This is a genomic window from Streptomyces sp. NBC_00234, from assembly GCF_036195325.1.
In the GTDB taxonomy this organism is placed as follows: Bacteria; Actinomycetota; Actinomycetes; order Streptomycetales; family Streptomycetaceae; genus Streptomyces.
In genome coordinates this window covers 1719638-1741442 of record NZ_CP108101.1, presented here as the reverse complement: position 1 = coordinate 1741442, position 21805 = coordinate 1719638, and the positions used below count along the sequence as shown (strand labels likewise).

Annotated in this window: 19 protein-coding genes; 16 read left to right on the top strand and 3 right to left on the bottom strand. The window is 70.8% G+C overall.

Annotated features, from left to right (window positions below):
• Positions 1 to 113 precede the first annotated feature (113 nt).
• The 4 genes from OG230_RS07510 to OG230_RS07495 all read left to right on the top strand — a co-directional run bounded on the left by OG230_RS07510 (position 114) and on the right by OG230_RS07495 (position 3751).
• Positions 114 to 692 (top strand): transglycosylase family protein, encoded by a 579-nt coding sequence (locus OG230_RS07510; RefSeq protein ID WP_328909346.1) that lies wholly within the window; start codon positions 114 to 116, stop codon positions 690 to 692.
• A 105-nt stretch (positions 693 to 797) separates the two neighbouring features.
• Positions 798 to 2081 (top strand): glycosyltransferase family 4 protein, encoded by a 1284-nt coding sequence (locus OG230_RS07505; protein ID WP_328909345.1) that lies wholly within the window; start codon positions 798 to 800, stop codon positions 2079 to 2081.
• 100 nt (positions 2082 to 2181) lie between these two features.
• Complete coding sequence (locus OG230_RS07500) at positions 2182 to 3141, top strand: helix-turn-helix transcriptional regulator (RefSeq protein WP_328909344.1); 960 nt, start codon at positions 2182 to 2184, stop codon at positions 3139 to 3141.
• Positions 3142 to 3535: 394 nt separating this feature from the next.
• Entirely contained in the window at positions 3536 to 3751 is a 216-nt protein-coding gene (locus OG230_RS07495) for an I78 family peptidase inhibitor (RefSeq protein ID WP_328909343.1), read from the top strand.
• Positions 3752 to 3860: 109 nt separating this feature from the next.
• On the opposite strand, the gene OG230_RS07490 is transcribed toward OG230_RS07495, so the two are convergent.
• Positions 3861 to 4862: a phosphatase PAP2 family protein gene (locus tag OG230_RS07490; RefSeq protein WP_328909342.1), complete on the bottom strand. Its 1002-nt coding sequence runs from the start codon at positions 4860 to 4862 to the stop codon at positions 3861 to 3863.
• A 534-nt stretch (positions 4863 to 5396) separates the two neighbouring features.
• Here OG230_RS07490 and OG230_RS07485 point away from each other — a divergent pair.
• Positions 5397 to 7103: an MFS transporter gene (locus tag OG230_RS07485; RefSeq protein ID WP_328909341.1), complete on the top strand. Its 1707-nt coding sequence runs from the start codon at positions 5397 to 5399 to the stop codon at positions 7101 to 7103.
• 74 nt (positions 7104 to 7177) lie between these two features.
• Positions 7178 to 8398 carry an acyl-CoA dehydrogenase family protein gene (locus tag OG230_RS07480; protein ID WP_328909340.1) on the top strand — a complete coding sequence of 407 codons (1221 nt, stop codon included), beginning with the start codon at positions 7178 to 7180 and terminating at the stop codon, positions 8396 to 8398.
• A 43-nt stretch (positions 8399 to 8441) separates the two neighbouring features.
• On the opposite strand, the gene OG230_RS07475 is transcribed toward OG230_RS07480, so the two are convergent.
• Positions 8442 to 8882 (bottom strand): cell division protein SepF, encoded by a 441-nt coding sequence (locus tag OG230_RS07475; protein ID WP_328909339.1) that lies wholly within the window; start codon positions 8880 to 8882, stop codon positions 8442 to 8444.
• Positions 8883 to 9167: 285 nt separating this feature from the next.
• Here OG230_RS07475 and OG230_RS07470 point away from each other — a divergent pair, with 285 nt between their 5' ends.
• Entirely contained in the window at positions 9168 to 10484 is a 1317-nt protein-coding gene (locus tag OG230_RS07470; protein WP_328909338.1) for a DUF5685 family protein, read from the top strand.
• A gap of 15 nt (positions 10485 to 10499) precedes the next feature.
• Here OG230_RS07470 and OG230_RS07465 read toward each other — a convergent pair whose 3' ends face one another.
• On the bottom strand, positions 10500 to 11447 hold the full coding sequence (locus OG230_RS07465) for an ABC transporter substrate-binding protein (protein ID WP_328909337.1): 948 nt from the start codon (positions 11445 to 11447) through the stop codon (positions 10500 to 10502).
• Between the two features lie 462 nt (positions 11448 to 11909).
• Between OG230_RS07465 and OG230_RS07460 the strand changes: the two genes are divergently transcribed.
• From OG230_RS07460 to OG230_RS07420, 9 genes are all read left to right on the top strand, one after another.
• Complete coding sequence (locus tag OG230_RS07460; RefSeq protein WP_328909336.1) at positions 11910 to 12785, top strand: amino acid ABC transporter permease; 876 nt, start codon at positions 11910 to 11912, stop codon at positions 12783 to 12785.
• Positions 12782 to 14623, top strand: a complete 1842-nt coding sequence (locus OG230_RS07455; RefSeq protein ID WP_328909335.1) for an FAD/NAD(P)-binding protein — start codon at positions 12782 to 12784, stop codon at positions 14621 to 14623. Before OG230_RS07460 ends, OG230_RS07455 begins: the two co-directional genes overlap by 4 nt.
• A gap of 42 nt (positions 14624 to 14665) precedes the next feature.
• Positions 14666 to 15598, top strand: coding sequence for an amino acid ABC transporter permease (locus OG230_RS07450; protein WP_328909334.1), 933 nt, complete (start codon positions 14666 to 14668; stop codon positions 15596 to 15598).
• Positions 15599 to 15627: 29 nt separating this feature from the next.
• A complete protein-coding gene (locus tag OG230_RS07445) occupies positions 15628 to 16380 on the top strand; it encodes an amino acid ABC transporter ATP-binding protein (RefSeq protein ID WP_328911333.1) in 753 nt (250 codons plus the stop codon).
• Positions 16381 to 16419: 39 nt separating this feature from the next.
• A complete protein-coding gene (locus tag OG230_RS07440) occupies positions 16420 to 17394 on the top strand; it encodes an ABC transporter substrate-binding protein (protein WP_328909333.1) in 975 nt (324 codons plus the stop codon).
• A gap of 15 nt (positions 17395 to 17409) precedes the next feature.
• Entirely contained in the window at positions 17410 to 18483 is a 1074-nt protein-coding gene (locus tag OG230_RS07435) for an LLM class flavin-dependent oxidoreductase (protein WP_328909332.1), read from the top strand.
• Entirely contained in the window at positions 18480 to 19778 is a 1299-nt protein-coding gene (locus tag OG230_RS07430) for an NtaA/DmoA family FMN-dependent monooxygenase (protein WP_328909331.1), read from the top strand. The genes OG230_RS07435 and OG230_RS07430 overlap by 4 nt, the downstream gene beginning before the upstream one ends.
• A 4-nt stretch (positions 19779 to 19782) precedes the next feature.
• Positions 19783 to 20571, top strand: coding sequence for a DUF1684 domain-containing protein (locus OG230_RS07425; protein ID WP_328909330.1), 789 nt, complete (start codon positions 19783 to 19785; stop codon positions 20569 to 20571).
• Positions 20572 to 20845: 274 nt separating this feature from the next.
• A complete protein-coding gene (locus OG230_RS07420; protein WP_328909329.1) occupies positions 20846 to 21745 on the top strand; it encodes a S1 family peptidase in 900 nt (299 codons plus the stop codon).
• The last annotated feature ends 60 nt before the right edge of the window (positions 21746 to 21805 follow it).

The window sequence follows — 21805 nt, the reverse complement described above, 5'->3', positions numbered from 1 at the left end:
GCCGCGGCTGCCCGGCTCCGATCCGGTGGACCGCACGGGGCCGACCGGGTGCGTCCCGCCGGTGCGCCGCGTGGCCCGGTTCCCGCGCGGCCCCGGCCGTCTAGCGTGACCCGATGCCGCATCCGCGCTCCCTCCCCGCCGCTCCGCCCGCGACCGCGCCGGTGGCGGCGGCGCTCCTCTGCCTCACGCTGCTGTTCTCGCCGTCGGCCGCCCTGGCCGCGCCACCACCGCCGGTGCCCTCCCCGGGGGCCCCCGCGAGCGGCGCGTACGCCTGCGGTGCGAGCGACTGGCCCTGGGGCTGCGTCGCCGCCTGCGAGAGCGGTGGCGACTGGCACGCCAACACGGGCAACGGCTACTACGGCGGGCTCCAGTTCCGGCAGTCGACCTGGGAGGAGCACGGCGGTCGGAAGTACGCCCGACGGGCCGACCTGGCCGAGCGCGAGGAACAGATCCAGGTCGCCGAGAAGGTGCTGGGGACGCAGGGCTGGGGTGCCTGGCCGCACTGCGGTGCCCCGTACCGCAAGTACGGCCAGGTGCATACGGTCCGGGCGGGCGAGACGCTCAGTTCCATCGCCGCCGAGTACGGGATCGAGGGCGGCTGGCGGGCGTTGTACCGCGCCAACGCCCGAAAGATCGGCCAAGATCCGGACCGGCTGATTCCGGGAACGGTGCTGGTCATCGGCCTGCTGTGACCGGCCCGTGACCCGCAGTAGAACTTCTGTGTGAATGCTGTGTGCTGACGGAGCGACAAGTACAGTCCCCAGCAGACCAGTCGACCAGGGGGATACGGCGACGCAATGCACATTTCATTTCTGCTCCACAACGCGTACGGCATCGGGGGAACGATCCGTACGACGTTCAATCTGGCCGGCCAGCTGGCCGAGCACCACGACATCGAGATCGTCTCGGTCTTCCGGCACCGCGACTTACCCGCGCTGGGGGCGCCCGCGGGCGTGCGGATGAGCCATCTCGTCGACCTGCGCAAGAAGAGTCCGTCCTACGACGGCGACGCGGCCGAACATGCCCGGCCCGCCGCGGTGTTCCCGCGCGGGGACAGCAGGCACAAGCAGTACAGCAGACTCACCGACGCGCGGATCGCGAACCATCTGCAGTCCCTGGAGGCCGACGTCGTCGTCGGTACTCGGCCCGGACTCAACGTCCACATCAGCCGGCAGGCGAGGCGCGGACCGGTGCGCGTCGCCCAGGAGCACCTGACGCTCGGCAGTCATCCGTACCGGCTGCGCCGCGAGATCGGCCACCGTTACGGGCTGCTCGACGCGGTCACGACGGTGACGGAGGCCGATGCCGAGGACTACCGGACCCGCCTCCGGCTGCCCGGCGTGCGGATCGAGGCCATCGCGAACAGCGTGCCGGCTCCTTCCGGCCCGCCCTCCGCGTGCGACGAGAAGTGGGTGGTCGCGGCGGGCCGGCTGCACCGGGTCAAGCGGTACGACCTGCTGATCCGGGCCTTCGCGGACGTGGCGGCCGTCCGGCCCGACTGGCGGCTGCGGATCTACGGAAGCGGCGACGCGACCGGCAACGAGCAGCCCGCCCTGCACGGACTCATCGACGAACTCGGCATGAAGGAGCAGGTGTTCCTGATGGGGACGGTGCACCCGATGGAGGCCGAGTGGCCCAAGGGCTCCATCGCGGCGGTGACGTCGGACCGCGAGTCCTTCGGCATGACCATGGTCGAGGCGATGCGCTGCGGGCTGCCGGTCGTGGCCACCGACTGCCCGTACGGCCCGGCCGAGATCATCGAGGACGGCACGGACGGGCGGCTGGTGCCGATAGGGGACAAGGGCGCGCTCACGACCGCCCTGCTCGCGCTGATGGAGGACGATGAGCTGCGCCGCCGCATGGGCCGCGCCGCGATAGCCGCCTCCCGGCGGTTCGACCCGGCTCCCATCGCGGAACGTCACCTGAGCCTCTTCACCGAGCTCGCCGCACAGGGCGCCCGGGGCCGCTCGCAGAGCGCGCTGCGCACCGTACTGCACCGGTCGCGCGGCAGCGTGCTGGACGGGGCGTACGCGCTGCGCTACAAGGCGGCCGACGTGATCCGCAAGGGCGGAACCGCGTGATGCCCGGCGACGCCCGGCCCCTCTGAGGGCCGCGTCCGGGCGGGGGAGTCCGCCGGCATCGAGGACAGTAGGTGTCCGCGACCGCTGGCAGACTCTCCCCATGCTGGAGACCTCCGCACGACTGCTGCGCCTGCTCTCGCTGTTGCAGGCCCACCGCGACTGGTCCGGCGCCGATCTGGCGGACCGGCTCGGCGTCACACCCCGTACCGTCCGCCGCGACGTCGACAAGCTCCGCGAGCTCGGCTACCCGGTCCATGCGAGTCCGGGCTCGGGCGGCGGCTACCAGCTCGGCGCCGGCGCCGAACTGCCACCGCTGCTCCTGGACGACGAGGAGGCGGTGGCGGTCGCCGTCGGGCTGCGTACGGCGGCTGGCCACGGCGTCGAAGGCATCGGCGAGACGTCCGTACGGGCGCTCGCCAAGCTCGAACAGGTCCTGCCGAACCGGCTGCGGCGCCGGGTGAGCGCGCTCGGCGCGTTCACGGTGCCCCTGCTGCGCGGCCCGGAGGCGTCCACGGTCGACCCGGGGGTACTCACCGAGCTGGCGGGAGCCTGCCGGGACAGCGAGCGTCTGCGGTTCGAGTACCGCGACCACGGCGGCTCGGTGTCGCGCCGGACCGTCGAGCCGCACCGGCTCGTGTGCACGGAGCGCCGCTGGTATCTGGTCGGCTGGGACACGGACCGCTCGGACTGGCGCACGTTCCGCGCGGACCGGATCACGCTCACCCCGCCGCACGGCCCCCGCTTCGAGCCGCGTGCGGCCCCCGCGGAGGATCTGGCGGCCTATGTCTCCAAGGGCGTCTCCTCCACCGCGTACGCGGTGCGGGGGGTCATTCGGCTGAAGGTCCCGCTCGAACGGGCCGCGGAGCGGATCTCGCCGTCGGCGGGGGTGCTGGAGGCGATCGACGAGCACAGTTCCCTGCTGCGTACGGGGGCGGCGAGCCTCGATGTGCTGGTGATTCACGTGATGCTCATGGGCTTCGACTTCGAGGTGATCGAACCCCAGGAGCTCACGGACGCGATCAGGACGGCACGGGACCGTCTCTCCCGGGCGTTGGGCTGATGGGGTGCCGGGCCGCCCGGATCACTGGATTCCGGATGGCGGGGCGGGATGGTGCCGGCGGATATGTGCGGACTATAAGTCCTACATAAGGAAGCATGAATTTCAGGTGGCGCGGACATTTCAGCGCCGCTTCGCGTGCGGAGAAATAGCAGGTCACCCCGGAGATCTCGCGATGCGGAAATACTCCGGCGTGATCGCTGCGCAGATCATTTCCGGGTTGTCCGTCCATAACGCTTCCGTAGTTCCGAACTGCCCGTTCGGGTGACGCTGTTCGATGTAAACGGGTGTGGGGATTCTGTGACACAAGCGTGACCGGTACGGCATGTGGGGATGCAGTGCGGAGCCCCGGCAACCCGGCTTCCGTCACGGTCCGGGGCCGCCTACGGTGGAGGGCATGGCACCTATACCGACCCCTCCCGCACAGCCGGACGACACCCCTCAGTCGTACGTCGGCCTCGATGCCGCAGCCGCCGAGCGGCAGGCACGGGCCCGCGGATGGAAGACCGTCAGGGCTCTGCCGCCGGGCGCGATCATCACCATGGAGTACATGAGCGGACGGATCAACTTCGAGGTCGACCGGTCCGCCGTGACCCGCTGCTGGGTGGGCTGAGCCGACGGCTCGATGCCCACGTACGAACGAGCGAAGGCCCCGACCGAGGTCGGGGCCTTCGCTGTGCGGGGGAGAGGCTGTGCGTACCGTCCCCGCGGTTCGGGGGCGGTCAGCCACCGCCCAGAGGGCGGGCCGGGGTGGTGTTGGTCCGGGGGCCGCGGTCCGCGTGCGGCGGACGACGGGGGCCGGCCGGAGTGACCGGAGTCCGTTCCGAGCGCGCCGTGTGCGCGCGAGGTCTGGTGCTCACCGCGGGATGGCCGGCCGTGCCGACGGGCGTACCGGTCTCCTCGGAGTCGGAGGCGCCCTCGGCGCCGATCGACTGCGGAAGCAGCACGGGCCGTGGTCCGCCGACGGCGACCGGCACGGGCGGCGCGGTGCGCCTGCGGGCCCGCCACTGCTCGCGGACCGAGAAGATCCACGCCTCGGCGCGGGTGATCACCGGCTCGAACCACGGCAGGCCCAGCATGATCAGCAGCCCTGCCGCCCAGCCCAGCAGGACGTCGCTGAGCCAGTGCGTACCGATGTAGACGGTGGTGAGTCCGACGCCCAGCGAGACCGTCGCCGAGAGGGCCGACAGATAGCGCCTGGCCCGCGGCGTGGTGGCCAGGTAGGCAAGGATTCCCCAGGTCACCACGGCGTTGGCGGTGTGCCCGGAGGGAAATATATCGCCGCCCGCGAACATCTCGGCCGAGCCGATCTGTGTCGCGTAGTGGGGGCCGAGCCGCCCGAGGCCGATCTTGACGGCGCCGACCGTCACGTTGAGCAGGAGCAGGGAGGCGCCGAGGGTGAGCAGCGGGCGCAGGGTGTGCTGGCGCCAGGACCGCCAGCCCAGCCAGCAGGCGACCATCACGGCCGTGGGACCCCGCTGCCCCAGGACGACGTAGTAGTCGAGGAAGGCGTGCAGCTCGGGCCACTGCTGGTACGGCCGGAACAGCATGACCTTCCAGTCGAGGGCCACCAGCCAGGACGAGACCAGCACGGCGAAGACGATGGCGAGATAGAACGCCAAAGTCCCGCCGAAGAGAGCGATGCGGTGGCGACTCATCCGCGGGATCTCTATCTTCGGCGGTTCCGGCTCCCGGTCCAGCCGGGCAAAGATGTCGGTACGCACCCAATCGACGTTACAGCGAGTGAGTGTGAGTGCAGGCCGATCCGGCCGCTTTGTGATGACGATGTGATGTGGACTTTGTCTCAGCAGGGCCTCAATTCCGAACGCCACGGAGAATCCCGGTGTCCATTCGTCCAATTGGTCGCGCAGCCGCTTCGTAAGCGTGTTTGAACGTCTGAGAAATAGTGCGGCACGGATCTTGTATGAAATTCTCCGGCGATTCGCAGAGCGTGTCGGAGAGGTGACCGGGGCGTGTCGCGGAGGTGCCGCCCGGGTGTCCGGAGCCCTGTGGTGGCACGGCTCCGGCGCCGCTTCGAGGCTCCGGACGTGGTCCCGGGGAGGGGCCCGGTGAGCGGGTCGGCGTGGCGTACGCCACACTCCATGGCGCACCGGGGTATGAGGTGGACCACGTCTGACCACGCCGAACTCGCGTACGCTGACGGATCACTCGCCCATCGATGCCGGGCCTGAGGGATGCCGCACGCAGTGTCCCCGGTTGGTCTGCCGAGCGTGAGGGACTCTCTGGGAGGTACGTACATGTCTGGGACGACCACGGCCGGAAACCGGCTGCGTGAAACAGGCACCGGCGCCAACCGCTGGGTCGTTCTGGTCGTCCTCTGTCTCAGTCTGCTGCTCGTCGCCCTCGACGCGACGGTGCTCCATGTCGCCGTTCCCGCGGTCACCGAGGACCTGCGTCCCAGTGCCGTGGGCCTGCTCTGGATCGTGGACGCCTATCCACTGGTCTGCGCCTCGCTGCTGATTCTCTTCGGCACGCTCGGTGACCGCATCGGCAGACGCCGGGTCCTGCTGCTCGGCTACGGGCTCTTCGGTGTCGCCTCGGCGGTCGCCGCGATGGCGGACACTCCCGCCGTACTGATAGCGGCACGAGCCCTCCTCGGCGTCGGTGGCGCGATGATCATGCCGGCGACGCTGTCGATACTCCGCCAGGTCTTCCCCGACCGTCGCGAGCGGGCCCTCGCCATCGGGGTGTGGACGGCCGTCGCCGCGGTCGGCGCCGCCTGCGGGCCGGTGATCGGCGGTTTCCTGGTCGAGCACTTCTGGTGGGGCTCGGTCTTCCTGATCAACATCCCGCTGATGGCCATCATGCTGCCCCTCGGCCGCAAGCTGCTTCCCGAGTCCCGCGGCGCCACGGAGGGCCCCTGGGACGTGCTGGGCGCGCTGCTCGCCGCTGCCGGTGTGCTGGGGGTCGTCCTCGGAGTGAAGCGCCTGGGCGGCGGGGAGGGCGTGCTGAGCGTCGCCACCCTCGCCCCGCTGATGATCGGCGCGGCGCTCCTCGTCCTCTTCGTGCGGCGGCAGAAGCGCCGTACGCATCCCCTGATCGACATAGCGATGTTCTCCCGGCCCGCGTTCAGCACGGCGGTGGGCTGCATCGTCCTCGCCATGCTCGCCCTGGTCGGCCTGGAGCTGATCGCGGTCCAGTACCTCCAGCTGGTCCTGGACCTCAGTCCGCTGGAGACCGGGCTGCGGCTGCTTCCGCTGACCTTCGCCGCGATGGCCGCGGGCGCCACCGGCTCGTACACCCTGCGCCGCGTCGGCCCGCGCCGGATGGTCGGCTGGGGCTTCGTGCTGACGGCCGCCGCCGTGCTGCTGCTGACCTTCATGGGACAACACGACCGGCCCGTCCTCCTGACCGTCGGCTTCGTGCTGCTCGGCTTCGGACTGCAGTCCACCCTCTTCGGCGCGTACGAATCGATGCTGAGCGAGGTCCCCGCCGAGCGGGCGGGCGGCGCGGCGGCGATCGGCGAGACGTCCTACCAGCTCGGGGCGGGGATGGGCATCGCGCTGCTCGGCAGCGTCATGAACGCCGCCTACGCGCCGGGTCTGGCCGGGCTCCACGGCAAGGGCGTGCCCGCCGATGCCGGGGCCGCGGCCTCGCACTCGCTGGGCGAGGCGTACCAGGTGGCGGGTCAGCTGGGCGGTCCGATGGGCGCCCTGCTGCGGAACACCGCCCGGCACGCCTTCATGAACGGCCTGCACGTCACGCTGCTGGTCAGTGCCGGACTCCTGCTGCTCGGGGCGCTGGCCGCGCTGCGCCTTCCGAAGGTCATGGACTGTACGCCGACGGAGTCCTGCCGGCTGCGCGAACAGCGCGCCGCCGAGCCTCCGGCGGCCAAGGCCGAGCCCGTGGCGGCGAGCGTCGAGGAGCGTCCCAAGCGGCAGCTTTCGCTGCCCGCGCGGCGCGAACCCGCCGAGGCGACCGGCTCTGGACGAGCGGCACACTGAGCCGTAATGTCGGCACGGACGCCATAACTACCACTGCTAGTTTTCGTTCCGTGCGAGCCGCCGGAGGCACCCTCATGTCCACCACGCCGCCCTCGAAGCCGTCGAAGCTTCCGCCGTTCGATCCCGGCGACCCGATCGGCATCGATGATCTGCTCGGCTCCGAGGACCTCGCGATCCGCGACACGGTCCGGGCCTGGGCCGCCGACCGCGTACTGCCGCACATCGCCGAGTGGTACGAGAACGGGGAGCTGCCCGGCATCCGCGAGCTCGCCAGGGAGCTGGGCTCGCTCGGTGCCCTCGGCATGTCCCTGGAGGGATACGGCTGCGCGGGTGCCACCGCCGTCCAGTACGGGCTCGCCTGCCTGGAGCTGGAGGCGGCCGACTCGGGAATCCGTTCCCTGGTCTCCGTACAGGGCTCCCTCGCCATGTACGCGATCCACCGCTTCGGCTCCGAGGAGCAGAAGCAGCAGTGGCTGCCCGGCATGGCCGCGGGCGAGATCATCGGCTGCTTCGGACTCACCGAGCCGGACCACGGCTCGGACCCGGCCGGGATGCGCACCTACGCCAAGCGCGACGGCGACGACTGGGTGCTCGACGGCCGGAAGATGTGGATCACCAACGGTTCCGTCGCCGGGGTCGCCGTCGTCTGGGCGCAGACCGACGAGGGCACGGGCGGCACCGGGATCCGAGGCTTCGTCGTGCCGACCGACACCCCGGGGTTCTCCGCCCCCGAGATCAAGCACAAGTGGTCGCTGCGGGCGTCCGTCACCAGCGAGCTCGTCCTCGACGGCGTGCGGCTGCCCGCCGACGCGGTCCTGCCCGGCGTCACCGGTCTGCGAGGCCCGCTCAGCTGTCTCAGCCACGCCCGGTACGGCATCGTCTGGGGGGCGATGGGCGCTGCGCGCGCCAGCTTCGAGGCCGCGGTCGACTACGCGAAGACCCGGGAGCAGTTCGGCAAGCCGATCGGGGGCTTCCAGCTCACCCAGGCCAAGCTCGCCGACATGGCCGTGGAACTGCACAAGGGCATCCTGCTCGCCCACCATCTGGGCCGGCGGATGGACGCGGGCACGCTCCGTCCGGAGCAGGTCAGTTTCGGAAAGCTCAACAACGTGCGGGAGGCCATCGAGATCTGCCGCACCTCGCGCACGATCCTCGGCGCCAACGGGATCTCGCTCGAATACCCGGTGATGCGCCACGCGACGAACCTGGAGTCGGTGCTCACCTACGAGGGGACGGTGGAGATGCACCAGCTGGTGCTGGGCAAGGCGCTCACCGGTCTGGACGCCTTCCGGTAAGAAACCGGGGGCTCCGGCCGGATCATTCCGGCGAGCGCCTTGCTCAGCTCTGGTTGAAGAAGCCGTCGGCCGGCCGGCCGGCGGCTTCGCCGTTGAGTACCTGGGTGTCGGCGGGGGTCAGGAGGAAGACCCGGGTGGCCACGCGCTCGATCGAGCCGCGCAGTCCGAAGGTCAGCCCCGCGGCGAAGTCCACGACGCGCTTGGCGTCGGTGGGGTCCATGGCCGTGAGGTTCACGATCACCGGGACGCCGTCCCGGAAGAGCTCACCGATGCCCCGTGCGTCCCGGAAGCTGTCCGGGGTGACGGTCGCGATCCGGCGGCCCTTCTCCTCGGCCGTCTCGGAGGCCACCTGCACACGCGGGTCGGTCACCCACGCCTGGCCCGTCCCCGTCTCAGCACCCTCGGAGTACTCGTCGTCGTAGTACCGCTCGTCGTTGTCCTCTACGAGGCCCAGCCACGCACTCGCCTTGCGTACCGATCCCATGGACGCCTCCTCTCACCGCGGTTCCTTGGCGTTCCGCATCTCTTTCGTATCCCTATGGTCGTCCATGATGCGGATAGCGCGCCAAGTGGATAGTCGGCGCGCAGGGGATTCGTGACGGTACTGGTGCAGAAGATGTGGCGATTCGTCAAGGTTCCTCCTGCATACGGCAGCTGGCAGAAGGAAAATATGATGCTCCGGTCCGTACGGGTGACATGGGGGGCGTACGGGTGAACGGGTCACTCGATACGATGCACGCCGCGCAGGTGCACGAGCCCGGCGCAGCACATGAACGACTCCCGGGGGACCGTCGTGTTCGGAATCGTCAGGCCCTGCACCCACCGCTTGTCGGAGCGGCTGAAGACGGAGTGGATGGCCCATCTCTGCGGGCTCTGTCTCGCGCTCCGCTCGGACCACGGCCAGTTCGCCAGGATCGTCACGAACTACGACGGCCTGATCGTCTCGGTCCTGACGGAGGCTCAGACCGAGCGCGACACCGGACAGCGACGCACCGCCGGCCCCTGCCCGCTGCGCTCCATGCGCACCGCGCCGGTCGCCCGGGGTGAGGGCGCACGGCTCGCCGCCGCGGTCTCCCTCGTCCTGGCCTCGGCGAAGGTGCGCGATCACGTGGCCGACCGGGACGGGCTGTTGGCGCGTCGGCCGGTCGCGGCTGCGGCGCGCCGGGTCGCCGCGGGCTGGGACCGGGCCGGGGCGCGAACGGGCGCGGAGCTCGGCTTCGACACGGCGGTCCTGGTCGACGCGGTGGACCGGCAGACCGGGATCGAGTCGCTCGCCGGGCCGGGAACCCCGCTGCTGACGGTCACCGAGCCCACGGAGACGGCGACCGCGGCGGCCTTCGCGCACACCGCGGTACTCGCGGGCAAGCCGCAGAACGCGGCGCCGCTCGCCGAGGCGGGCCGGCTCTTCGGACGGCTCGCGCATCTGCTGGATGCCGTGGAGGACCGGGAAGCTGACGCGGCGTCGGGTGCCTGGAACCCGCTCACCGCGACCGGCACCCCGCTCGCCGAGGCGCGACGCCTCTGCGACGACGCGCTGCACGGCGTACGGCTGGCGTTGGCCGACGCGGAGTTCACCGACGGCAAGCTGGCGCACGTCCTGCTCGTGCACGAACTGCGGCGCTCGGTGGACCGGGCGTTCGGCTCCACCTCCTGCTCGCACCAGCAGGGCGAGGGCCTGGACGGTACGCACCTCGGCGGCGCCTTCCCGGGCGCCGTGCTGCTGGACGGCGGGCAGCGGGCGGACCGTCAGCAGCCCGACGGGCGACCGGCCGGCGCGTTCGGGCCGCCCCCGGGATCCCCGTACGGCCCGACCCCCGGCGGCCCGTACGGCCCGCCCTCCCCGCCGCCCCCGCCGCCGCGCGACCGGCGCGGACTGATCGCCGGCTGTCTGGTGTGGACGGGCCTCGCCTGCACCGGCCAGATGTGCTGCGGAACGTTCCACGGGCCCTGGAGCCGCGAGGAACGCCAAGGTCTCTGCAGCCAGTGCGACTGCGGTTCCTGCTGCGACGTCTGCAACTGCTGCAGCAGTTGCAGTGGTGACGGCGAGGGCGGCTGCTGCGACTGCGACTGCGGGTGCGACTGCTGATCCGGCCGGGGACCGTCACTTGAGCTCGGGCGGCGAGATCCGCGAGGTCTCGATCGCCGACCCGGTGGTGCCCCACTTCTTCAGGATGCGGTCGTAGGTGCCGTCCGCCTTGATGCTGTTGACCGCGGCCCGGAAGGCGGGCGCCAGCGGGGTGCCCTTCTTGAAGGCGAACCCGACGTCGAGCCGCTTGAACTCGTTGAGGAAGCGCAGCCCCTCCTGCTGTGTCACGGCGTAGCGCAGGCCGTTGATCGTCGACATCACCACATCGCTCCGGCCCTGCTGGAGTGAGATCCAGATGGCGGCCTGGTCGGCGTACGTCGTCACCTCGTACGGCTTCTTCCCCGCCTCGGCGCACCGGTGCCGGTTCTCCTCCAGCGTGACCTCGAAGGTGGTTCCGGCACCCGTGGCCACGGTCAGGCCGCAGAGCTGGACGAGGTCGGTGACCTTCGTCAGCTTGCTGTCGTCCCGGACCGCGAAGCCCTGGCCGTCGTTGATGTACGTCACGAAGTCGATGGTCTTCCGGCGCTCGTCGGTGACCCCGAAGTTCCCCGTGCCCACGTCGTACTTCCCGCTGCCGAGCGCCGGCAGGATCGCGTCGAAGGACGCGACTTCGCGCTTCAGCTCCACTCCGAGCGCCCTGGCCACCGCGTCCGCGAAGTCGATGTCGGCGCCGGCCAGGGTCTTGCCGTTCTCCAGGTAGAAGGCCCCGGGGGGAGTGCCGACGCTGGAGGCGAGGGAGAGGGAGCCGGAGGCGCGGACATCCGCCGGCAGCAGCTTCGCGGCGGCCTCGTCCTTCTTCACCGCCGAGACCACGTCCGTCGTCGGGATCGTCCCCTTGCCCGCGGCGGCCGGTCCGGCGCCACCGGCCGGCGCCGACGCCGGATCCCCCGATCCGCACGCGGTGAGCGTGAGTGCGACGACGGTGATCAGGGCGAAGGCGGCGGTGTGCCGGGTTCGGGGCATGGCGGTGCGTCTCCAGGGTCGTCGAGGTCGCCGGCCGTGCTCCGGTGCACGGGCGGCACGAGGGCACGGGGCGGGAGATCAGCTGTGCGAGGGGAGGGTGACGCGGCGTTGTGTACGTGAAGGCACGCGGGGAGAAGCGCTCGGGCGCGAAGAGGGGCGCGAGCGGGACATGCGGTGGCGCAGGGCGTCAGCTCAACAGGAAGAGGACCACACGCGACCGAAGTCGATGTGGGAGCGGGTGACCAGCCACTGCTGCGCATGCATGGCCCAAGTGGAGCAGGCATCCGTTTGTGCGTCAACTGATCCGAGACGTACGACTCACAGTGTGGACAAGCTTGACAACGGGCCGCGTGCAGCGGTTGTCTCGGAGGCGGACCGGCGCTGAGGGGCCCGGTCCACGTTGTGCTGCGCCACTGTGAAGGCACGTCCCGTGTTCGATCTCTGCATCCACGGAGCCTTCGCATGTCCGCGCAGCCGGAAACCCTTCATTCCCCCGCTCCCGCGTCCCTCACCTCACTCGGCAAGCACGACGGCACTCCTGTCCTGCGGATCGTCCCGGTTCGCCGAACAGGGCAGTGGACGGCGGCCGTTGCCGTCCTGGTCCTTCTCGCCCTCGCGCTGAGTTCCGTCGTCCGCAACGACGCCTTCCAGTGGGAGGTCGTCGGTGCCTACTTCACCACCGATTCGGTCCTGCGCGGACTCGGCCTCACCCTGTGGCTCACCGCGCTCGTCATGGTCCTCGGCTTCGCTCTCGGGACCGTCCTCGCCGTGCTCAGGCTCTCCACCAACCACGTTCTGAAAGCGGTCAGTTGGGGGTACGTCTGGCTGTTCCGCTCCACGCCGATCCTGGTCCAGCTGCTCTTCTGGTTCAACATAGGCGCGCTGTACCCGCAGATCCTGGGCGTCAGCACCGTGAACCTCCTCGGCCCCGTCACCGTCGCCGTCATCGGACTGACCCTGCACGAAGCCGCGTACGCCGCCGAAGTGGTCCGCGGCGGCATCCTCTCCGTCGAGCGCGGCCAGCTGGAGGCCGCCCAGTCGCTCGGCCTCGGACCGTGGCGCCGGCTCCGCCGGATCGTGCTGCCGCAGGCGATGCGATCCATCGTGCCGCCCGCGGGGAACATGCTGATCGGCACGCTCAAGGGCACCTCGATCGTCAGCATCATCGCAGTGCAGGACCTGCTCTACTCGGTGCAGCTGGTCTATCACCGCACCTACCAGGTCATCCCGCTGCTACTCGTCGCCACCCTCTGGTACGTCGCCGTCACCTCCCTTCTCAGCATCGGCCAGCACTACATCGAGCGGCACTACGCACGCGGCACGGCAGGCACCCGATGAGCGCCGTGCCCACCCTCGTCGTCATCGGCGCAGGGCCCCGCGGCACCGGCGTCATCGAGCGCATCGCCGCCAACGCCGGTGAGCTGTACGGGAACCAGCGCCTCGACATCCACCTCGTCGACCCGTACCCGCCGGGCGGCGGCCGGATATGGCGGCAGGACCAGTCCCCGCTGCTGCGGATGAACTCCATGGCCGAGGACGTCACCATGTTCACCGACGACACGGTGCGGCTGGACGGCCCCGTACGCCCCGGGCCCGCGCTGCACACCTGGGCGGCGGACGTCCGCGAGGGGCGCGTCACCATCGACACGGAACCCGGGATCCTGGAGGAGATCAGGGAGCTCGGCGGCCAGGACTTTCCCAGCCGCCGGCTGCAGAGCGCCTATCTGCGCTGGGTGTACGAACAGGCCCTCGCCGCACTCCCGCCGGGCATCACCGTGCACGAACACCGCGGTCACGCCCTGCGCGTCACCGGCCCGGACACCGGGCGCCAGCGGGTCTGGCTGGAAGGCCGCACCGAGCCCCTGCTCGCCGACCTCGTCGTCCTCACCCTCGGCCATCTCGACGCCGAACCCGAGCCCGGACAACAGGAGTTGACGGCCTTCGCCGCACGGCACGGACTGGTCCATCTGCCACCGGACTTCACCGCCGACAGCGACCTCTCCGCCCTGCCCGCGGGCGAACCGGTCATCGTCCGCGGCTTCGGCCTCGCCTTCATCGATCTGATGGTGCTGCTCACCGAGGGACGCGGCGGCCGGTACGAGAACGGTGTCTACGTGCCCTCCGGCCGTGAGCCCGTGCTGCACGTCGGATCGCGGCGCGGTGTGCCGTACCACTCCAAGATCGGCTACGGCTGGGAGGGCGAACCACCCCCGGCGCCCCGCTACTTCGGCCCCGAGCAGGCCGAGGAGCTCCTGCGCAGGACCGGCCCGCTCGACTTCCGGCGCGAGGTGTGGCCGCTCATCGAGAAGGAGCTCGGCCACGTCCACTACCACCGGCTGTTCGCCGCCCATCCCGGGCGCACCGCCGTCGACTGGGCCGTCTTCGAGGAGAAGTACGACGCCTCGGAGCCCGGCAGCCCCGAGCTGGACGCCCTGGTCTCCGCCGCCGTGCCCGACCCCGCCGACCGGCTCGGCCTCACGGCCCTCGACCACCCGCTGGACGGGGTGCGCCACACCTCGTACGACACCTTCCAGGACGGGCTCCGCGCCTACATCACCGCCGACCTGGAACGCCGCCACGACCCCGGTCACAGCCCCGATCTCGCCGTCTTCCTCGGACTTCTCTCCGTCTACGGGCAACTGATCAGGCTCGGTGACCTCGGCACCTGGTGGCACGGCTACTTCAGCTACCTCGCCTCCGGCCCGCCCGGCCCCCGGCTGCGCCAGCTCCTCGCCCTCTCCCGGGCGGGTGTCGTCCGTTTCCTCGGTGCCTCGGTCACCGTCGGGACCGACGAGGAACGGGGCGTCTTCCGGGCCGGCAGCGCCACGGTGCCGGGCGAGCGGATCGAGGCCAGGGCCCTGGTCGAGGCCCGGCTGCCCGACCCCTCCCTCCAGCACACCCGCAGCCGCCTGCTGCGCGGGCTGTACGAGGACGGGGCCGCCGCCACGGATACGGGGCTGCTCTCCGTCGACCCGGCCGACGGCCGGATCCTGGACCGCGACGGCCGCCCGCACCCGCGCCGCTTCGCCCTGGGGCCGAACACCACGGCACGTTCCAGCGGGGCGTTCACCCGGCCCCGGACCGGCGGTCCTGCCTTCGGGCAGAACGACGCCACCGCCCGGACCGTGCTGGCGTTCCTGCGCGACCTGTCCTGTCGCGGCTGCCCGAGTACCTGATCCGCGGCCCCTCCTCGTACACAAGTCGCCAAAGGAACCTGCATGCCGCTCACCAGCGATCCACCGATCGACCAGCCGATCGACCCATCCACTGATCCATCCATCGACAAAGCGACCGGCCCGTCCCCGGCCGCATCCGCGGAGGACCTCGGGAAGCTCACCGTCGTCCCGGTGCGCCACCCCTGGCGCTGGGCCGCCGTCGCGGCGACCGCGGTGCTGCTCGCCCAGTTCCTGCACGGTCTCGTCACCAACCCCGGCTGGGAATGGGACGTCTTCGCCCGGTTCTTCACCACCGAGACCATCCTCCGAGCCGTCTGGGTCACCCTGCAGCTGACCTTCTACGGGACCGTGCTCGGCTTCGCGCTCGGCATCGTCCTGGCCTTCATGCGGCTGTCGGCCAGCCCGTTCCTGCGGGCGGTGTCCTACGCGTACATCTGGGCCTTCCGCTCGATCCCGCTCATCGTCCAGCTGCTGTTCTGGTTCAACCTCGCCTACCTCTACAAGGAGCTGCGGTTCGGCATCCCCTTCGGGCCGGGCTTCTTCTCCTTCGACACGATGAACCTGGTGGGCGCCATGAGCGCGGCCGTACTCGGCCTGGCGCTGCACCAGGCGGCGTACGCGGCGGAGATCGTCCGCGGCGGTGTACTCGCCGTGGACAGCGGCCAGTCGGAGGCCGCGGCCGCTCTCGGGATTCCCCGGCTGCGGCAGCTGCGGCGGATCGTGCTGCCGCAGGCGATGCGCTCCATCCTGCCGAACGCCGCCAACGAGATCGTGTCCCTCTTCAAGGGCACCTCGATCGTCTCCGTGATGGCGATCGGCGAACTCTTCTACCAGGTCCAGGTCGTCTACGGACGCAACGGCAGGGTCGTGCCCCTGCTCATGGTCGCGACGGTCTGGTACATCCTCCTGACCACCGTGCTCTCCGTCCTCCAGCACTACGTCGAACGTCACTACGCCAAGGGGGCCGTGCGATGAGCACCAGCACCACCGAAGTCCCGGACGCCATGGTCGAAGTCCGGTCCGTGCACAAGAGCTTCGGCACCCTCGAAGTCCTGCGCGGCATCGACCTCTCCGTACGCGCGGGGGAGGTGACCGTCGTCCTCGGCCCCTCCGGCTCCGGCAAGTCCACCCTCCTGCGCACCATCAACCACCTGGAGAAGGTCGACCAGGGCTGGATCAGCGTCGACGGCACCCTGATCGGCTACCGCAGGGACGGCAACAAGCTGTACGAACTCCGCGAGCGGGAGGTCCTGCGCCAGCGCACCCGGATCGGCTTCGTCTTCCAGAACTTCAACCTCTTCCCGCACCTCACGGTTCTGGAGAACATCATCGAGGCACCCGTCGCCGCGCTGCGCCGCCCCCGGAAGGAGGCCGTCGCCGCCGCGGAGAAGCTCCTCGCCCGGGTCGGCCTCGCGGACAAGTCGGGGGCGTACCCCAGACAGCTCTCCGGCGGACAGCAGCAACGCGTCGCCATCGCCCGTGCCCTGGCCCTCGAACCGAAGCTGCTGCTCTTCGACGAGCCGACCTCGGCACTCGACCCCGAACTGGTCGGCGAAGTCCTCGACGTCATCAAGGACCTGGCGCACCAGGGCACCACGATGATCGTCGTCACGCACGAGATCGGCTTCGCCCGCGAGGTCGCCGACACCGTTGTGTTCATGGACGAGGGACGGATCGTCGAGCAGGGCACGCCCGCCGAGGTGCTCGATCGCCCCGTCCAGGAGCGCACCCGCGCCTTCCTCTCCAAGGTCCTCTGACCCGTGATCCCGCAGTTCCCCCACCCAAGGAGTACGTACGTGTCCGTCCGCCGCCACACCCTCGTCGCCGCACTCGCCACCCTCGCCGCCGCCGGGCTGCTCACGGCCTGCGGCGCGAGCGACGTCGCCGAGGAGGTCAAGCCGAAAGGGCAGAAGGGCGCCGGGATCAACATCGGCCCCGACCAGAACCGGATCCGGGGCGAGAAGGACGAGGCCATCGCCGCCAAGGTGCCGGAAGCGATCCGCGCACGCGGCACGCTGCGGCTGGGCGCGAGCGCGGACGCGTCCCCGCCCCTCGGCTTCTACGCCACCGACGACAGAACCCGGATCGGCTCCGAGATCGACATAGCGACCCTGATCGCGGACACGCTCGGTCTGAAGCCGGAGTTCGACGAGGTCTCCTGGGAGAACCTCTTCGTCGGCCTCGACAGCTCCAAGTTCGACGCCGTCCTCTCGAACGTCACCGTCACCGAGGAGCGCAAGGAGAAGTACGACTTCGCGACCTACCGCCTCGACAACATCGCCTTCGAGGCCAGGAAGGGCTCCGGCTGGAAGGTGAAGTCGGCCGCGGACGTGGCGGGGAAGACGATCGCCGTCTCCTCCGGCACCAACCAGGAGAAGATCCTCCTCGACTGGAGCGAACAGAACGTCGAGGCCGGCCGGAAGCCGGTGGAGATCAAGTACTTCCAGAAGGACACCGACTACTACCTGGCCCTCCAGTCCGGCCGGATCGACGGCTATCTGGGCCCGAGCCCCTCGGCCAACTACCACGTGGCCTCGGCCGGTCAGTCCGAGATCGTGGGCACGCTGTCCGGGGGCGGTGACGGGGTTCAGGGGAAGATCGCCGCCACCACGAAGAAGGGCAGCGGACTGGTCGCCGCCTACGCCGCCGCGATCGACCACATCGTCCAGGACGGTTCGTACGCCGAGGTGCTGAAGCGCTGGGGCCTGTCCAGCGAGGCCGTCGACGCGTCGGAGATCAACCCGCCCGGCCTCCCCAAGACCGAGAACTGATCCGAGAGGTCCCCCATGTCCGCCAGCAGACCGCTTCATCTGGCCGCCGAGATCGGTGGCCCTCCCCACTACTACGCCGGCCACTACCTCGCGCTCGCCCGGCTCGCCGAACAGGGCGCGCTCGACTTCGTCACCCTCGGCGACTCCTTCACCCGCCCCGGGCTCGACGCGCTCGCCGTGCTCTCCCGGATCGCTCCGGACACCGACCGGATCGGCCTCGTGCCGACCGTCACGACCACCCACACCGAGCCCTTCCACGTCTCGTCCGCCGTGGCCACCCTCGACTGGGTGAGCGGGGGCCGGGCCGGTTGGAACGCCGAGGTGTCCACGACCGGGGCCGAAGCCCGGCTGTTCGGCCGGCGCCCCGCCGCACCCGTCACCGAGCTCTGGCAGGAGGCGGGCGAGGTCGCCGACGTCTCCGCCCGGCTGTGGGACAGCTGGGAGGACGACGCCGAGATCCGGGACGTCGCCACGGGGCGGTTCGTCGACCGGGACAAGCTGCACCCCGTCGACTTCGAGGGCCGCACCTTCTCGGTCCGCGGCCCGGCCATCGTGCCCAGGCCGCCCCAGGGCCGGCCCGTCACCGTCATCGACGGCACGAGCGGCCCGGCCCGCGAAACGGCGGCCCGCCACGCCGACGTCGTGTACGCGCGCGCCACCACGCCCGAGCGGGCCGCCGCGATCCGTGACGACGTACGCCGGCGGGCCGCCGCACACGGCCGGGACCCCGACACCCTGCGGGTCCTGGTGGCGCTCACCGTCGACCTGGGGGACGCCGAGTCGGCGCCGGAACCGGGTCTCAGCAGCGGACCGCAGCTCGCCGGAGGCGGTTCCTACTACCGGGGCGGCCCGGTGGACCTCGCCGAACTCATCACCCGGTGGCACCGGGGCGGAGCCGTGGACGGCTTCCACCTCACTCCCATCGCACCCGGGCGTGACCTCGAAAGGATCGTCAACGGCACCGTGGCCCTGCTCCAGCACCGCAGTCTCTTCCGCACCTTCCATCCGGGGGGCACCCTCCGCGAACACCTCGGACTGGCCCGTCCGGCCAGCCGTTACGCCCTGGCACGGACGGGGGAGGAGGCATGAGCGCCCCGAAGCAGATGCATCTGGCGGCCCACTTCCCGGGCGTCAACAACACCACCGTCTGGGCCGACCCGCGCTCGGGGAGCCAGATCGACTTCTCCTCCTTCGTGCACCTGGCCAGGACCGCGGAACGCGGCACCTTCGACTTCTTCTTCCTCGCCGAGGGGCTCAGGCTGCGCGAGCACAACGGTCTGATCCACGACCTCGACGTGGTCGGCAGGCCCGAATCCCTCACCGTACTGAACGCCCTCGCCGCCGTCACCGACCGGCTCGGTCTCGCCGCCACGGTCAACGCCACCTTCAACGAACCGTACGAACTGGCGCGCCGGCTCGCCTCCCTCGACCACCTCAGCGGCGGCCGGGCGGCCTGGAACGTGGTCACCTCCTCCGACGCCTTCACCGGGGAGAACTTCCGGCGCGGGGGCTTCCTCGACCGGGCCGACCGGTACACCCGGGCCGCCGAATTCGTATCCACGGCACGGGAGTTGTGGGACTCCTGGACGCCGGACGGGATCTCCCGACCGGTGACGCACAGCGGGGAGCACTTCGGTATCGCGGGGGAGTTCACCGTCCCCCGCGCTCCCCAGGGGCACCCTGTGGTGATCCAGGCAGGGGACTCCGCCGAAGGCCGGGAGTTCGCCGCGTCCGCCGCCGACGTCATCTTCACCCGGCACGGCACGCTGGACGCGGGCCGCGCCTTCTACGCGGACGTCAAGGGACGGCTGGCGGCGTACGGTCGCAGGCCCGAGGACCTGAAGATCATGCCCGGCGTCAGTTTCGTCCTCGGAGACACGGACGCGGAGGCCCAGCAGAACGCCGACGAGATCCGCCGCCTCCAGGTCTCCCCGCAGAACGCCATCCTCGCCCTGGAGCAGGTCTGGGGCCGCGACCTCTCCTCGTACGATCCCGACGGACCGCTCCCCGCGACCGACCCGGACCCCGAATCCACGCTCGTCCAGGGCCGGGTCAGGGTCGGCGACCCCCTCGCGGTCGCCGCGAAATGGCGGGCCCTGTCCGAGGCCAAGGGGCTCTCGATCCGGCAGACCGTGATCGAGACGACCGCCCGGCAGTCGTTCATCGGCTCACCGGACACCGTCGCGGCGGGCCTCGCCGAGTTCGTCGCCGCCGACGCGGCCGACGGATTCATCCTCGTACCCCATCTCACCCCGGGCGGTCTCGACGACTTCGTCGACAGGGTCGTGCCGCTGCTCCGGGAGCGTGGAGTCTTCCGCTCCGAGTACACCGGTACCACGCTGCGGTCGCACCTCGGCCTGGCCGAGCCGGTGTGGAAAGGTTGATCCCATGAGCACGGACGAACAGCAGGACTGGCAGAGCTGGCACGAGGGGCGCATCGTCGCGGTCGCGGCACCGTACGGTCCGCTGTCCCTGACCGGCACCCACTGGCTCTCCGACTACCCGGAGGGTCGAATTCCGGCCGTCCCGGGGCAGTGGCGGGAAGACGGCGACAGTGTGCTGCTCACGGCAGCCCCCGAGGACGGTCTGAGCGTCGACGGCAAGCCGCTGACCGGCGAGATCAGGCTCGCGGCCGACCGCGGGCCGATCGACGAGGCCCGGGTGACGCACGGCGGACGCCGCCTGGTCGTGCTGAGCCGTGAAGGGCTGTGGGCGGTACGGGACTTCGACCCGGGGTCCGAGGCCCGGCAGTCGTTCCGGACCATCGACGCCACCCCGTACGACGCGGGCTGGGCGCTGCCCGGCACCTTCCGCCCGTACACGGCCGACCGCACGATCCGGGTCGAGAACGCCGACGGGCGCGAACGGGGTCTGGGGCTCGGCGGGGAGATCGTCTTCGAGGTGGACGGGGCCGCGCACACGCTCCAGGTGGCGGTCGAATCCGACGGCTCGCTCTGGGCGGTCTTCGCCGACGCGACCAGCGGAAGCAGCAGCTACCGTTTCCGGTTCCTGCGGCCCGCGGCGCCGGCCGCGGACGGCAGCGTGACCGTCGATTTCAACCGCGCGCTGCTGCCGCCCTGCGCCTTCGCCGACCACTTCATCTGCCCCTTCCCGCCGCCCGGCAACACCCTCGCCGTCGCCGTCCCGGCAGGTGAGCGGAACCGGATCGACGCCTGAGCCGTCCCACCGGTCACGAGGGACGGTGGACACAGCCGCCCGGCCCCGGCAGCGCGCGCGCTGCCGGGGCCGTCGCGCGCCCGCCCCGCGGCGGCCGAATCGCGCCCTTGCGCGGCTGGTTGTGTGCGCCGAATACTCCCGAACAGCGCTTGTCGGGGGCACGGAGTGTCCGGAGTGACAACACATCCGGCATACGGACGTCCCACCGACTGCGCCTCACGGGTCCGGCCACCCCACAGGCAGGACCCCCGATCCCCCTCGGGAGGAACGAAAAGTGAGGATCAAGCGCACCATCCCCCTCAGTGGCACAGCGAGACGCAGCAGGGCCCTGGCCGTCTCGGTCGGCCTCGTCGCCGTCGCCGCTCTCGCCGTCCCGTCCGCCAACGCCGACACCACCTCGACGTTCAGCGCCAACCAGCTCAGCGCGGCGAGCGATGCCGTGCTCGACGCCGATGTGGCGGGCACCGCCTGGAACATCGATCCGGCCACCAAGAGCGTCGTCGTCACCGTGGACAGCACGGTCTCGCAGGCGGAGATCAAGAAGATCAAGGACTCCGCCGGGAGCGGCGCGGGAGCCCTGCGGATCGAGCGCACCCCGGGCACCTTCAGCAAGCTGATCTCCGGCGGAGACGCGATCTACGCCTCCAGCTGGCGCTGCTCACTCGGCTTCAACGTACGCAGCGGCACCACCTACTACTTCCTGACCGCCGGTCACTGCACCGACGGCGCCGGCACCTGGTGGTCGAACTCCGCGCACACCACCACCCTGGGCACCACCTCGGGGTCCAGCTTCCCGACCAACGACTACGGCATCGTGCGCTACACCAACACCACGGTCACCAAGTCGGGCACCGTGGGCAGCCAGGACATCACCAGTGCGGCCAACGCCACGGTCGGAATGTCCGTCACCCGCCGCGGTTCCACCACCGGCACCCACAGCGGGTCCGTCACCGGCCTCAACGCCACCGTCAACTACGGCGGCGGGGACATCGTCTACGGCATGATCCGCACCAATGTGTGCGCCGAGCCCGGCGACTCCGGCGGTCCCCTCTACTCGGGTACGAGGGCGATCGGTCTCACCTCCGGCGGCAGCGGCAACTGCTCGTCCGGCGGTACGACGTTCTTCCAGCCGGTCACCGAAGCGCTGAGCGCGTACGGCGTCAGCGTCTACTGATGGAGTGAGTGCACGTTCTCCGACGACGAGCCCCTGCCCGGATGTCCGGGCGGGGGCTCT

What these genes read in the sequence shown, in the direction of transcription:
- OG230_RS07480 (WP_328909340.1), top strand. Translation starts at nt 7,178, where the DNA reads ATGTCCACCACGCCGCCCTCGAAGCCGTCGAAGCTTCCGCCGTTCGAT.
- OG230_RS07445 (WP_328911333.1), top strand. Translation starts at nt 15,628, where the DNA reads ATGGTCGAAGTCCGGTCCGTGCACAAGAGCTTCGGCACCCTCGAAGTC.
- OG230_RS07455 (WP_328909335.1), top strand. Translation starts at nt 12,782, where the DNA reads ATGAGCGCCGTGCCCACCCTCGTCGTCATCGGCGCAGGGCCCCGCGGC.
- OG230_RS07495 (WP_328909343.1), top strand. Translation starts at nt 3,536, where the DNA reads ATGGCACCTATACCGACCCCTCCCGCACAGCCGGACGACACCCCTCAG.
- OG230_RS07460 (WP_328909336.1), top strand. Translation starts at nt 11,910, where the DNA reads ATGTCCGCGCAGCCGGAAACCCTTCATTCCCCCGCTCCCGCGTCCCTC.
- OG230_RS07510 (WP_328909346.1), top strand. Translation starts at nt 114, where the DNA reads ATGCCGCATCCGCGCTCCCTCCCCGCCGCTCCGCCCGCGACCGCGCCG.
- OG230_RS07475 (WP_328909339.1), bottom strand. Translation starts at nt 8,882, where the DNA reads ATGGGATCGGTACGCAAGGCGAGTGCGTGGCTGGGCCTCGTAGAGGAC.
- OG230_RS07425 (WP_328909330.1), top strand. Translation starts at nt 19,783, where the DNA reads ATGAGCACGGACGAACAGCAGGACTGGCAGAGCTGGCACGAGGGGCGC.
- OG230_RS07430 (WP_328909331.1), top strand. Translation starts at nt 18,480, where the DNA reads ATGAGCGCCCCGAAGCAGATGCATCTGGCGGCCCACTTCCCGGGCGTC.
- OG230_RS07470 (WP_328909338.1), top strand. Translation starts at nt 9,168, where the DNA reads ATGAACGACTCCCGGGGGACCGTCGTGTTCGGAATCGTCAGGCCCTGC.
- OG230_RS07465 (WP_328909337.1), bottom strand. Translation starts at nt 11,447, where the DNA reads ATGCCCCGAACCCGGCACACCGCCGCCTTCGCCCTGATCACCGTCGTC.
- OG230_RS07435 (WP_328909332.1), top strand. Translation starts at nt 17,410, where the DNA reads ATGTCCGCCAGCAGACCGCTTCATCTGGCCGCCGAGATCGGTGGCCCT.
- OG230_RS07450 (WP_328909334.1), top strand. Translation starts at nt 14,666, where the DNA reads ATGCCGCTCACCAGCGATCCACCGATCGACCAGCCGATCGACCCATCC.
- OG230_RS07500 (WP_328909344.1), top strand. Translation starts at nt 2,182, where the DNA reads ATGCTGGAGACCTCCGCACGACTGCTGCGCCTGCTCTCGCTGTTGCAG.
- OG230_RS07505 (WP_328909345.1), top strand. Translation starts at nt 798, where the DNA reads ATGCACATTTCATTTCTGCTCCACAACGCGTACGGCATCGGGGGAACG.
- OG230_RS07485 (WP_328909341.1), top strand. Translation starts at nt 5,397, where the DNA reads ATGTCTGGGACGACCACGGCCGGAAACCGGCTGCGTGAAACAGGCACC.